This window comes from Ensifer sp. GW821-FHT05G01, from assembly GCF_059419585.1.
Map to the genome: position 1 here is coordinate 942,271 of NZ_JBWKSC010000001.1, position 13,208 is coordinate 955,478.

Genomic DNA, 13,208 nt, shown 5'->3' on the forward strand with positions numbered 1-13,208 from the left:
GAAATGTTGTGCTGATCTATGTGATCCGTCACGGACAAACCGACTGGAACGCGGAAAGCCGCCTCCAGGGGCAGAAGGACATCCCTCTCAACGATACCGGCCGCCAGCAGGCGACCGGAAACGGGATGGCGCTCGCAGCCATCCTCGGTGGCGACGCAGCGCAGTTCGACTTCGTCGCAAGCCCGCTCGGCCGCACCCGTGAAACCATGGAGCGCCTGCGCCGTGCCATGGGGCTTGACCCCACCCTCTACCGCACCGACGACCGGTTGAAGGAAGTCTCCTTCGGCGATTGGGAAGGCTTCACGCTTCCGGAGCTGAAGCGCTCCGTGCCAGAGCGTATCGCCGAGCGACGCAAGGTGAAATGGGATTTCATCCCGCCCGGTGATGATGCCGAAAGCTACGAGATCCTGTCCTGGCGGATTGCGGCTTGGCTCAAGGACGTCAACAGGCCGACGGTCTGTGTCAGCCATGGCGGCGTCATCCGCGCGCTGTTCAAGCTTTTTGGCGAGATGGACGAAGATGAGGCGGCTTCCGCCGCCATCCCTCAGGATCGTTTGTTGCGGATTGCCGGCAATACCATCGGCTGGATCTGAGGTTTTGGCGCATCGCGCCTGAGCGAAGCCGTGGAAACGGCTCTCTCATTGTCTTCACGCATTTCCTGGAAATGCTTCGGCAACGCCGGATCAGGGCACCCGCCCCCCATGGGGCGGGACGTGGCTCTCAAAAGTCTTACTGGACGATTTCCAGGTCGTTGATCACACGCTTGCCATCGACCTCTGTATAGAACACGAGAACTTTCACGCCGGCGGTGAGGCCTTCGAAGTTGAACTCTTCAGGTGCCTGATAGCTCTTGCCGTCGTCGAGTTGGAGGCTGAGGCGATCGGTATCGACGCCGGTGATGACAGCCTCTACGTCGGCACTTTCGGCAAGGGCCGACAGAGGCGAAAGCAAGCCTGCGGTGGCCATGAGCGCGGCAATGACAAAACGCATCTTTCTTGCCCTCTTCAGTGTATCTGCGATTCTTCTTGTCATCACCATTTGATCCCCGATTGTGGCAAAAATTGCCTTGTACCGTCGCTTTTGACAGGCATTTTCCCTCGTTTGGGGATTGCCCGGCCGGTTGGAGGAGACTGAACGCCAAACGTGCAGTTTTCAAGCGTTCGGCCGGTGGGATCGGCGACGCTTCCGCATTGTATCCCCATGAATTATGGGGTTTTCCAAAGAAATGTCACGAAAGCCAATCTTAAGACTCGCTCGCTACCTTCGGTTGGGGATCGAGGGGAATAGAGTGAAGATTGTTGACGTTCTGCGCCAGCGCATTCGGGCCGCAGCCAGATTTGCGAAACCGTCGCTGATACCGGCTGCGATCGCCGGCATCGTTGTGTTCAGCGGCGGCCACATCTATGAGCGCCAGAACCTTGAAAACTTCCGAAGCGATCTGAGGATCGACGTCGAGAATGAGCTGAACCTCATCGCCAATCGCCTCCAGTCGGAGGTCAATACCAATATTGCCGCCCTCAACGGGTTCGCCAACAGCATCGGCGTTCATCCCGAGATGACCGCGGACGATTTCACGGTCATGTCGACCAAGTTGCTGCTGCAGAACCCGCAGATGGTGCGGGCGTCGGCCGCTCCCGGCGGCGTGGTGCGCATCTCTTTTCCCCGCGAAAGCCAGCAATGGTTCGTCGGCACCGATTTCAACAAGTTCGGTGCGACGCGGCGTGCCGTGGAGCGGGCTTCGTCCACCGTCAAGCCCGTGATGATCGGCCCCATTCGCCTGCCGAGCGGGCGCAACGGTTTTGAGCTTTTCCTGCCTGTCTTCGCCAAGATCCAGGGGCGTATGGAGCGCTGGGGTTATGTCGAGGCGATCCTTGACGAAAAGGCTCTCTATCGCTCCGCCCGCCTGCTTGAGGACGGTGTTGAAACACCGGAATCGACGGGTGATCATCGCCACGTCGACGTGCATCTCGCGATCCGAGACGTGTCGGAACCGGAACGCATCCAGGATGCCTTCTTCGGTAGCGACGGCGTTTTTCGGGCGGCTCCGGCCATGCGCCAACTCGTCCTGCCCGGCGGCGTGTGGGAGCTCGCGGCGACACCGATCGGTGGCTGGGACCAACTGCCGGAAAACAGCACCGACCTGCGTCTGGCCATTGCCGCGGCGGTCGCGGTTGTCGTCATTCCCATTCTTTTGACCGGCGGTCTGGTCAATGAGCGCCAGCGCAACATCGCCAAGCTCAGGGCGCGCGAAGGTGAGGTGATGACGCTTTCGCATCGTCTCAATCTGGCGCTCGAGGCCTCCAAGATCGGCATATGGGAAATCGATCAGGCAACGCAGGAGCGGTCCTGGGACGACCGCATGTTCCACCTGCATGGGTTGACGGTCCATGACGACGAGCCGACCTACGAGGAATGGCGATCGACCGTCCACCCTGATGATGCCGGCATTGCCGCCAACACTCTGTTTCGCAGCCTCGACGAGGGGCTGGAGTACCGTTCTCAATATCGCGTCGTCCTCTCCGACGGCAGCATACGGCACATCCGCAATGTCGGTTCCGGCCATCAGGGTGTCGACGGTCGCTCGAAGATCACCGGCATCAGCTGGGATGTGACCGATGACGTGTTGAAGAACGAACGTCTTGGCGCCGCCAAGGCTCAGGTCGATCAGCAGAACCTGGAACTCGAGCGGGCCTTGAAGGGGCTTTACGAGCGCGAGCAGGAACTCGAGAAGCTGTCGCGCCGGCTCGACCTCGCGCTCGACAGTTATCGTTGCGGCATGTGGGAGGCGGATCTCGACAACAACGTCGCCTATTGGGACGAGCGCATGCACCAGCTCTACGGGCTGCGCTATACCGACGGCGCTACCAACGAGGAAATCTGGCTCGGTGCCCTTCATCCTGAAGATCGTGGCTCTGCACTTCTGGCCGTCAACACGGCGATCGGCGCGCGCGAAACCTATGTCCACCAGGCACGCGTGGTTCTGGCCGAGGGCGCCGTCCGACACATTCGCTCAGTCGGCAAGCTGCATGTGTCGCCAGAGGGGCGCAGGAAGCTGGTCGGCATCGCGCTCGACGTGACCGACGACGTCGTGATGACCGAACAATTGCGCGCGGCCAAGGCAATGACCGATGCCAAGAACGCCGAGTTGGAGCAGGCGCGGATCCGCATCGAGCACAATTCGCTGCACGATCCGCTGACGGGGCTCGGCAATCGCCGGATGCTCGACAAGGCGCTGGAGCGCCTGACCGGTGCGGGGGCTGACAAGCCGCAAAACATTGCCATCCTTCATATCGACCTCGATCGTTTCAAGCAGATCAACGATACGCTCGGCCATGCGGCCGGCGACGCGATGCTGGTCCATGCGTCGGAGATCCTGCGCTCCAACATTGGGCCGGATGACCTCGTGGCGCGCATCGGCGGCGACGAGTTTGTCGTCGTCGTAACCGGAGCGCCGGGCGATGTCGCGCTTGCGGCGCTGTGCGACCGTATCATCGCGGAGATGCGCCAGCCCGTCGATTACAACGGATTTCCCTGCCGCTTCGGCGTCAGCATCGGGGTCGCCGTGGCGCGCCAGGCGCATGGTGACGCGCGCAAGCTGCTCGTCAATGCCGACATGGCTCTCTACCGGGCGAAGGAGAATGGCCGAAACCGCTATCAGTTCTTCACGCAGATCCTCCAGGCCGAAGTCGTCACCGCCAAACGCGTCGCCGACGAGATCCTCGAGGGCATCGAGCGCGACGAGTTCGTTCCCTGGTACCAGCCGCAATTTGACGCCTCGACATTGGCGCTTTCCGGTGTGGAGGCGCTCATACGCTGGCGCCATCCGCGCCACGGCATTCTGACGCCGGACAGGTTCCTGGCGATCGCCGATGACCTGAACGTCACCGCGGCGCTCGACCGGCTCGTGCTTGAAAAATCGCTGGCCGACCAGATGCGCTGGGCAGCGGCCGGCCTGAGAGTCCCGAAGATCTCCGTCAACGTGTCGGCCAAGCGCCTGCAGGACGAACGGCTGCTCGCCTCGCTCGAGGGCCTGAGCATCGCGCCGGGGCAGCTTTCCTTCGAACTGGTGGAATCGATCTTCCTCGACGAAAGCGACGATATCGTCACGGCCAATATCGAGGGCATTAAAAGGCTCGGTATCGACATCGAAATCGACGATTTCGGCACGGGTCATACCTCGATCGTCAGCCTGTTGAAGATCAAGCCGAAGCGGCTGAAGATCGACCGGCAGCTCGTGATTCCGGTTCTCAGCGCCCGCACGGAGCAGGCGCTGATCCGGTCGATCATCGATATCGCCCGCTCGCTCGGCATCGAGACGGTGGCAGAAGGCGTGGAGACCATGGCACACGCCGAAATGCTCGGCATTCTCGGCTGCGATCTGCTGCAGGGTTACGCCTTCTCGAAGCCGCTGAGCGCGGAGAACTTCCTGGCATTCGCGACGGAGCGCGGATTGAGGCTCGCCTCCTGAGGCGATTGCAAATCCCGCCTGCCCATCGGAAACACTTTCCCCTTTCCCGGCTTTCCACTAAGAGAGTGGCGCCCGTACATGAAACATGTACGTCCGTTGCTTCTCAGAGTTCGGTTGCCTCATGTCGCACAATACCTTCGGTCATCTTTTCCGCGTCACCACCTGGGGCGAAAGCCATGGGCCAGCACTTGGCTGCGTGGTGGATGGGTGCCCACCCGGCATTCGTTTCACGCTCGCCGAATTGCAAGCCTGGCTCGACAAGCGCAAGCCCGGTCAGTCGCGTTTCGTCACGCAGCGCCGTGAGGACGATCTCGTCAAGGTTCTCTCCGGCGTGATGCTGGATGAGGACGGCGAGACGATGATCTCGACCGGCACGCCGATTTCGATGCTGATCGAAAACACCGACCAGCGCTCGAAGGATTATTCGGAAATCTCCAAGCGTTATCGCCCGGGGCACGCCGACTACACCTATGACGTCAAATACGGCATTCGCGACTACCGCGGTGGTGGCCGTTCGTCGGCGCGCGAAACGGCAGCACGCGTTGCCGCCGGTGGTATCGCCCGCAAGGTTGTCCCGGGGCTGGTCGTGCGCGCAGCGCTCGTGCAGATCGGCAAGCACAAGATCGACCGGGCCAACTGGGATTGGGCCGAGGTCAACAACAACCCGTTCTTCGCGCCAGATCCGGCGATCGTGCCCGTCTGGGAGGAATACCTGGACGGCATCCGCAAATCGGGTTCGTCCATCGGCGCCGTGGTCGAAGTGGTGGCGGAAGGCGTGCCGGCCGGCATCGGTGCGCCTGTTTATGCCAAACTCGACCAGGATATCGCTTCGAACCTGATGTCGATCAACGCCGTCAAGGGCGTGGAGATCGGCAACGGCTTTGGTGCAGCCGAAATCACCGGCGAGGAAAATGCCGACGAGATGCGTATCGGCGCTGACGGTCAGCCCGTCTTCCTCTCCAACAACGCCGGCGGCATTCTTGGCGGCATTTCGACCGGCCAGCCGGTCATCGCCCGCTTTGCGATCAAGCCGACCTCTTCTATCCTGACCGAGCGTCGTTCGATCGACAGCGACGGCAACGAAGTGGATGTGCGCACCAAGGGGCGTCATGATCCTTGTGTCGGCATCCGCGCCGTGCCGATCGGCGAAGCGATGGTTGCCTGCACCATTGCAGATCACTACCTGCGTGACCGCGGCCAGACCGGCCGGCTCAAATAGTTCGGGAAGAACAAGATGTCCTATGACCAGAAGCGTGTCGTTGATGCCATCCGTGCCTTCGAAGCGGGCGAGATCGTCGTCGTCACCGACGACGACGGCCGCGAGAACGAAGGCGACCTGATCGTCGCCGCCGTGCATTGCACGCCGGAGAAGATGGCCTTCATCGTGCGCCATACTTCGGGCATCGTCTGTACGCCGATGCCGCGCGAAGAGGCAAAGCGCCTCAATCTCAATGCCATGGTGGCGGAAAACGATTCGGCGCACACCACGGCCTTTACCGTCTCGGTCGATTTCAAGCACGGAACCACCACTGGCATCTCGGCTGACGATCGCACACTGACGGTGCGCAACCTCGCCAACCCCAATGTCGGGCCGACCGATTTCGTGCGGCCCGGCCATATCTTCCCCCTAGTCGCCCGCGAAGGCGGCGTCCTGATGCGTTCCGGCCATACGGAAGCTGCCGTCGATCTCTGCAAGCTCGCAAGCCTGCCTTCGATCGGCGTCATCTGCGAGCTGGTCAACGATGACGGCACCGTCACACGCGGCCCGCAGGTCAGCGCCTTTGCTGAAAAGCACGGTTTGAAGCAGGTCTCCGTCGCCGACCTGATCGCCTATCGTCAGCGCAAGGAAACGTTGATCGAGCAGGGCGGCTCCTTCGACATCGAGACGCCCTACGGCAAGGCCAAGGGGCATTCCTATTCCTTGCCCTGGGATCCGATGCAGCATCTTGCCGTCGTCTTCGGCGACATCCGTGACGGCGTTGACATCCCGGTTCGCCTGCACCTCGAAAATGTCGGAGCCGACGTCTTCGGCAAGGACTGCCAAATCGACCGGATCATGAAGCGTATCGCCGAAGAGGGCAGGGGCGTCATCGTCTATCTGCGTGAAGGCTCGGTCGGCGTTGGCGTGTCGCACACGGCGCGCAAGGGCAAGCATGATCGCGAAGCGCATGACGAGGCGCAGGCCCGCGAAAGCGAATGGCTGGAGATCGGCCTCGGCGCGCAGATCCTCAAGGATCTCGGCATCAGTTCGATCCGGCTGCTCGCCTCGCGCGAACGCCACTATGTCGGTCTCGAAGGCTTCGGCATCAAGATCGCCGCGACTGACATTATCTGACGCTGAACCGCGAGAACGCCTTCGAAGCTTGGAAGCCCGGACGAACATCCGGGCTTTTTGCTGCCTGCCGCTTGATGGTTGAAACGAAAAAGCCGCGCACGAGGCGCGGCTTTGGGAAAAACGCGGTGGCAAGTGCCATCAGGGCAGGGCGTCGTAGCCTTCGCCGAAACCCTTGAGATCAACAGGAATGCCGATGCCTTCTTCCGGCGACTGGAAGACGATGAAGGTCGCCGTCGCGCCAGAGCGGAAGGTCTTCAACAGCTCGTCCTCGAGCACGACCTCGGCATAGCAGCCGTCCGAGAAGCAGCGCACGAAATAGGCGCGGCCGATATCCTTGCCGTCGACATTGAGACCGAGGCCGTTCGGCAAAAGCACGCCGAGCGGCGCCAGAACGCGCAGAATCTTCGCCTTGCGGTCGGCGGTCTTCAGCACGACCACGGAGAGGCCGACTTCCGGTCGGTCTTCGGCGATGACGTTCTGCATCAGGGCGCACTGGTCGGTCGATGCACCTGCCGGCTGATCGCAGACGATCGACCAGGCGCCGTGGTTGGACTTGACCGTTCCGGGCGCGCCAGCAGGTTGTTGGGCAGCGCTCGCCACAGGAAGGGCGAGAACGGCAAGTCCGAGAGCGGCAAGAGCCGACAGTCGGGAGAAGAGGGGCAGGCCCATGTAAACCTCAAAACGTCGAATCATCAGGGCTATTCTTGAAGCGCGCGGGGAGAAATGAAAAGCCCTGCGGGGTACATTCCAGCGCCATATGGCGGAAATTGGGCTTGCGGAACACCATTGTCGCGCTGACGTGGCGTGAGAGCGCCAACAGTGGCGCAGATCGAGGCATATAAGTCGATTCGTTGAGGCTTCCGAGGGGTGCCTGTGAGAAAAGTCGCATTTGTGCAAAAATGCCGCATGGGGTTGATTGCACAGATGTTGCGGCGTTGGGCAAACTGTGGTTTGAAGCGCAGCAGTATCGCAGGGATTCTGCGTTTCGGTTTGATCCTGATCAAGCGCATTGGGGAGACATATTGTGAAAAACAAGGCCTATGCAGTTATGGCAGCGCTTGCCTGTCTGCTTTTTGCTTCGAGCGCCTACGCTGACAAGCCTGTCGATTGGCAGACGAACTTTCAGGCAGCGGCGACGGGCATTATGGAAGAAATCACGTGGTTTGAACACTACACCCTGTGGTTCATCATTCCGATCACTCTCTTTGTCCTCCTGCTGCTGATTGTCGTGGTGGTCAAATTCCGTGAGAGCGTCAATCCGGTGCCCTCCAAGACCAGCCACAACACCGCTATCGAGGTTGTCTGGACCGTCGGTCCGGTCATCATCCTGCTGTTCCTGGCCATTCCGTCTTTCCAGCTTTTGACCGCGCAGCTGACGCCGCCGGCCAATCCGGATTTGACGGTCAAGGCGACGGGCAACCAGTGGTACTGGTCCTATGAATATGAAGTCGGTGAAAGCCCGCTCTCCTTCGACAGCCTGCTGATGAAGGAAGAAGATCGTGCGAGCCTCGGCAAGGAAGACAAGGTCGAATATCCGCGCCTTCTCGCTGTCGACAACGAAGTCGTCGTTCCGGTCGGCAAGACCGTTCGTCTGCTCGTTACGGCTGCCGACGTCATTCACGCTTTCGCGATGCCCGCCTTCGGCGTTAAGATCGATGCCGTTCCCGGCCGCCTGAACGAAACCTGGTTCAAGGCTGACCGTGAAGGCCTCTACTATGGCCAGTGTTCCGAGCTCTGCGGCAAGGACCACGCCTATATGCCGATCGCCGTCCGCGTTGTTTCGCAGGAAAAATACGACGCCTGGCTCGCTGCCGCCGCAACCAATATCGGCGATGCGAACAAGGCGCTCATGGCGTCCATCGACGGCGCGGCGAAGGCCGTTGACGTCGCTGCCAACGCCGCACAGTAATCGGTAAGGGGAGCTCGACCCATGGCTGGAACAGCCGCTCATCACGACCAACGCCATGATCATTCCGATCATGGTCACGCAGATCACGCGCACAAGCCTTTGAGCTTTTTTCAGCGCTGGTTTCTGTCGACCAACCACAAGGACATCGGCACGCTCTACCTGATCTTCGCGATCTTCGCGGGCATCATCGGCGGCACGCTGTCGATCTTCATGCGCGCCGAGCTGCAGGAACCGGGCATTCAGATCTTCCACGGTCTGGCGCAGATGGTTTACGGCTTCGAGGGCGACGCTGCCATCGACGGCGGCAAGCACATGTTCAACGTATTCACGACCGCGCACGCGCTCATCATGATCTTCTTCATGGTCATGCCGGCGCTGATCGGCGGCTTCGCCAACTGGATGGTTCCGATCATGATCGGCGCGCCGGACATGGCGTTCCCGCGCATGAACAACATCTCGTTCTGGTTGATCATTCCGGCCTTCCTGCTGGTGCTGCTTTCGATGTTCGTCGAAGGTCCGGCTGGCGCCTATGGTGCAGGGGGCGGGTGGACGATCTATCCACCATTCTCGACGTCGGGCATGCCCGGGCCGGCGATGGATCTCGTGATCCTCGGCCTGCACATTGCCGGTGCTTCGTCGATCCTCGGTGCGATCAACTTCATCACCACGATCCTGAACATGCGCGCTCCAGGCATGACGCTGCACAAGATGCCGCTGTTTGCCTGGTCGGTTCTGATCACCGCCTTCCTGCTGCTGCTCTCGCTGCCGGTTCTGGCAGGTGGCATCACCATGCTGCTGACGGACCGCAACTTCGGCACGGCCTTCTTCGCGCCTGAAGGCGGCGGCGACCCGATCCTGTTCCAGCACCTGTTCTGGTTCTTCGGTCACCCGGAAGTGTACATCCTGATCCTGCCGGGCTTCGGCATCGTCAGCCACATTGTTTCCACCTTCTCGCGCAAGCCGATCTTCGGCTACCTCGGCATGGCCTACGCCATGGTCGCGATCGGCGCCGTCGGCTTCATCGTGTGGGCACACCACATGTACACCGTCGGCATGTCGCTCGACACGCAGCGCTACTTCGTCTTCGCGACGATGGTTATTGCGGTTCCGACCGGCGTGAAGATTTTCTCGTGGATCGCGACGATGTGGGGTGGTTCGATCCGCTTCACGACCCCGATGGTCTGGGCGATCGGCTTCATCTTCTTGTTCACCGTCGGTGGCGTCACGGGCGTTCAGCTCGCCAACGCCGGCCTCGACCGTTCGCTGCACGACACCTACTACGTGGTTGCTCACTTCCACTACGTTCTGTCGCTCGGCGCCGTGTTCGCGATCTTCGCTGCCTGGTACTACTGGTTCCCGAAGATGACCGGCTACATGTACTCCGAGTTCCTCGGCAAGCTGCACTTCTGGGTCATGTTCATTGGTGTGAACCTGATCTTCTTCCCGCAGCACTTCCTGGGTCTCGCTGGCATGCCGCGCCGCTACATCGACTATCCGGATGCCTATGCCGGCTGGAACATGGTGTCGTCCTACGGCTCGTACATCGCAGCCGTCGGCGTACTGATCTTCCTCTTCTGTGTCGCCGAAGCCTTCGCCAAGAAGCGCGTCGCTGGCGACAATCCGTGGGGCGAGGGTGCAAACACGCTCGAATGGCAGCTGTCTTCGCCGCCGCCGTTCCACCAGTGGGAACAGCTCCCGCGCATCAAGTGATGGGAAAGAAACAGAAGCCGCCGGTTCCGGCGGCTTCACCCCGCCGGAGAACCGGCAAAAGACGGCCCCTATGGGCAAAAGACGATCAAGGACGAGACATGACGGTCATCGACAATCACGAAGCAATGGGCATGGATGGCGCGCCGCGCCTGTCCGAGGCCTCTGCGCGCGATTATTTCGAGCTTCTGAAGCCCCGCGTCATGTCGCTCGTCGTGTTCACCGCGCTTGCGGGCCTCGTGCTTGCGCCCGGACACATCAATCCCTTCATCGGTTTCATCGCCATCCTGTGCATCGCCGTCGGTGCTGGCGCCTCCGGCGCGCTCAACATGTGGTATGACGCCGACATCGACGCGGTCATGACCCGCACGGCCAAGCGCCCGATCCCGGCAGGCAAGATCCTGCCCGAGGAAGCGCTCGCCTTCGGCCTGACACTGTCAGCCTTTTCCGTGATCATCCTTGGGCTCGCCGTCAATTGGCTCGCAGCCGGGTTGCTCGCCTTCACCATCTTCTTCTACGCCGTCATCTATACGATGTGGCTCAAGCGCTCGACGCCGCAGAACATCGTCATCGGCGGTGCTGCCGGTGCCTTCCCGCCGATGATCGGCTGGGCCTGTGTGACCGGCGGCGTGTCGGTGGAGAGCATCGTGCTTTTCCTCATCACCTTCCTGTGGACGCCTGCGCATTTCTGGGCGCTCGCACTGTTCAAGATGGGTGACTATGGCGCCGTCGGCGTGCCGATGCTGCCCAACGTCTGCGGCCAGGCGACCACCAAGAAACAGATCGTCATCTATGCGGTTCTGACGGCGCTGATCGGCATCTGTCCCACCTTGCTCGGTTTTGCGAGCATCGGTTACGGCGCGGTCGCAGCGGCACTTGGTCTTGGCTTCGTCTGGTATTCGATCGGCGTGCTGCGCATGCCCGAAACCGACGAGCGCATGCTGCCCGCCAAGAAGCTTTTCGCCTTCTCGATCATGTATCTGTTCGTGATCTTCTCCGCCCTGATGGCGGATCACCTGATCGTCAATATCTGGCTGAATGCCGGGAGTGTTGCCTGATGGAAACCGTCAAGCTCAACGAAGCCCAGAAGAAGTCCCGCCGCGGCCGCAACATCGCGCTCGGTGTCGTCCTGGCTGGTCTGGTCGTCCTCTTCTACGTCGTCACGCTGATCAAGTTCGGCAACGGCATGGTCAACTGAGGAGCCGCGGCATGACGACTTCTCAGAACTCAGAGCAGAAGCAGCGCTCCAACGGCGTGATCGTTGGCACCTGCGTCGCCTTCGTCGTCGGCATGACCGGCATGGCCTATGCGGCCGTGCCGCTCTACGACATGTTCTGCCGCGTCACCGGCTATAACGGCACGACACAGCGCGTCGAGCAGGCATCGGACGTCATCCTCGACGAAAAGGTCAAGGTTACCTTCGACGCCAACACCTCGGGCGGCCTGCCCTGGGAATTCAAGCCGGTGCAGCGCGACATCGACGTCCGTATCGGCGAGACCGTGCAGGTCATGTACCGCGCCAAGAACCTTTCGTCGAAGCCGACGACGGGCCAGGCGACGTTCAACGTCACGCCGATGCAGGCCGGTGCCTACTTCAACAAGGTCCAATGCTTCTGCTTTACCGAGACGACCCTGCAGCCGGGAGAGGAGATGGAGATGCCGGTGGTATTCTTCGTCGATCCGGACATGGTCAACGCGGTCGAGACCAAGGACATCAAGACACTGACGCTTTCCTACACCTTCTACCCGCGCGAGCCGTCAAAGCCGGTCGCACGGGTGAAGACGGGCGAAACTGAGAACAAACTTTGACTGGAGGCCCGTTTCGGCTAAGCCGGAAGGGCGACAAGAGAAAGACCTATCGGGGATTACTGACATGGCCGATGCGCATCAGAAGAATCACGACTACCACATCATCGACCCGAGCCCCTGGCCGTTGCTTGCCTCGATCGGCGCATTCGTCATGGCGTTCGGCGGTGTCGGCTACATGCGCTATCTCTCGGGCGGCTCCTTCAAGCTGTTCGGCGCAGAGCTCGCCAATCCGTGGGTCTTCTTCATCGGCCTCGCCGTCGTTCTCTACACCATGTACGGCTGGTGGTCGGACACGGTGAAGGAAGCCCACGAGGGTCACCACACCCGCGTCGTCTCGCTGCACCTGCGCTACGGCATGATCATGTTCATCGCTTCGGAAGTGATGTTCTTCGTTGCTTGGTTCTGGGCCTATTTCGACGCCAGCCTGTTCCCGGGCGAAGCCATCCAGGCAACCCGCACCGCCTTTACCGGTGGTGTCTGGCCGCCGAAGGGTATCGAGGTTCTCGACCCCTGGCACCTGCCGCTCTACAACACCGTCATCCTGCTGCTTTCCGGCACGACGGTCACCTGGGCGCACCACGCACTGCTCCACAATGACCGCAAGGGCCTGGTCTACGGCCTGTCGCTGACGGTCGTCCTCGGCGTGCTGTTCTCCTACGTTCAGGCTTACGAATACGCTCACGCTCCGTTCGCCTTCAAGGACTCGATCTACGGCGCGACCTTCTTCATGGCGACCGGTTTCCACGGCTTCCACGTTCTCGTCGGCACGATCTTCCTGCTCGTCTGCCTGCTGCGCGCGCTGCGTGGCGACTTTACGCCGAAGCAGCACTTCGGCTTCGAAGCGGCCGCCTGGTACTGGCACTTCGTTGACGTCGTCTGGCTCTTCCTCTTCTTCTCCATCTATATCTGGGGTGGCTGGGGTGCGCCGATCGCGCACATGTAAGAAGAACAGAGCGCACGCTCTTTTCAATAGGGCGGCT

At 61.0% G+C, this 13,208-nt stretch carries 12 protein-coding genes; 10 read left to right on the forward strand and 2 right to left on the reverse strand.

The window, feature by feature from the left end:
- The first annotated feature begins 8 nt into the window (after positions 1 to 8).
- A complete protein-coding gene (locus tag AC07UR_RS04510; RefSeq protein ID WP_173419217.1) occupies positions 9 to 593 on the forward strand; it encodes a histidine phosphatase family protein in 585 nt (194 codons plus the stop codon).
- A gap of 136 nt (positions 594 to 729) precedes the next feature.
- On the opposite strand, the gene AC07UR_RS04515 is transcribed toward AC07UR_RS04510, so the two are convergent.
- A complete protein-coding gene (locus AC07UR_RS04515) occupies positions 730 to 990 on the reverse strand; it encodes a DUF1344 domain-containing protein (protein WP_053250645.1) in 261 nt (86 codons plus the stop codon).
- Positions 991 to 1,288: 298 nt separating this feature from the next.
- Here AC07UR_RS04515 and AC07UR_RS04520 point away from each other — a divergent pair, with 298 nt between their 5' ends.
- From AC07UR_RS04520 to ribB, 3 genes are all read left to right on the forward strand, one after another.
- Entirely contained in the window at positions 1,289 to 4,468 is a 3,180-nt protein-coding gene (locus AC07UR_RS04520; RefSeq protein WP_327795802.1) for a bifunctional diguanylate cyclase/phosphodiesterase, read from the forward strand.
- A 121-nt stretch (positions 4,469 to 4,589) separates the two neighbouring features.
- Positions 4,590 to 5,687 carry a chorismate synthase gene (gene aroC, locus AC07UR_RS04525; protein WP_209787225.1) on the forward strand — a complete coding sequence of 366 codons (1,098 nt, stop codon included), beginning with the start codon at positions 4,590 to 4,592 and terminating at the stop codon, positions 5,685 to 5,687.
- Between the two features lie 15 nt (positions 5,688 to 5,702).
- Entirely contained in the window at positions 5,703 to 6,803 is a 1,101-nt protein-coding gene (ribB, locus tag AC07UR_RS04530; protein WP_209787223.1) for a 3,4-dihydroxy-2-butanone-4-phosphate synthase, read from the forward strand.
- Positions 6,804 to 6,941: 138 nt separating this feature from the next.
- On the opposite strand, the gene AC07UR_RS04535 is transcribed toward ribB, so the two are convergent.
- Entirely contained in the window at positions 6,942 to 7,472 is a 531-nt protein-coding gene (locus AC07UR_RS04535; protein ID WP_173420964.1) for an invasion associated locus B family protein, read from the reverse strand.
- 355 nt (positions 7,473 to 7,827) lie between these two features.
- Between AC07UR_RS04535 and coxB the strand changes: the two genes are divergently transcribed.
- The 6 genes from coxB (at position 7,828) to AC07UR_RS04565 (ending at position 13,171) form a co-directional block, all read left to right on the forward strand.
- Positions 7,828 to 8,712 carry a cytochrome c oxidase subunit II gene (gene coxB, locus AC07UR_RS04540; protein WP_173419221.1) on the forward strand — a complete coding sequence of 295 codons (885 nt, stop codon included), beginning with the start codon at positions 7,828 to 7,830 and terminating at the stop codon, positions 8,710 to 8,712.
- A gap of 21 nt (positions 8,713 to 8,733) precedes the next feature.
- Positions 8,734 to 10,422, forward strand: coding sequence for a cytochrome c oxidase subunit I (gene ctaD, locus AC07UR_RS04545; protein ID WP_173419222.1), 1,689 nt, complete (start codon positions 8,734 to 8,736; stop codon positions 10,420 to 10,422).
- A 98-nt stretch (positions 10,423 to 10,520) separates the two neighbouring features.
- Positions 10,521 to 11,477, forward strand: coding sequence for a heme o synthase (locus AC07UR_RS04550; protein ID WP_173419223.1), 957 nt, complete (start codon positions 10,521 to 10,523; stop codon positions 11,475 to 11,477).
- Positions 11,477 to 11,617, forward strand: coding sequence for a cytochrome c oxidase system small membrane protein (locus tag AC07UR_RS04555; RefSeq protein WP_053250651.1), 141 nt, complete (start codon positions 11,477 to 11,479; stop codon positions 11,615 to 11,617). The genes AC07UR_RS04550 and AC07UR_RS04555 overlap by 1 nt, the downstream gene beginning before the upstream one ends.
- Before the next feature lie 11 nt (positions 11,618 to 11,628).
- A complete protein-coding gene (locus AC07UR_RS04560) occupies positions 11,629 to 12,228 on the forward strand; it encodes a cytochrome c oxidase assembly protein (protein ID WP_209787221.1) in 600 nt (199 codons plus the stop codon).
- Between the two features lie 64 nt (positions 12,229 to 12,292).
- A complete protein-coding gene (locus AC07UR_RS04565; RefSeq protein WP_209787219.1) occupies positions 12,293 to 13,171 on the forward strand; it encodes a cytochrome c oxidase subunit 3 in 879 nt (292 codons plus the stop codon).
- Positions 13,172 to 13,208 lie beyond the last annotated feature (37 nt).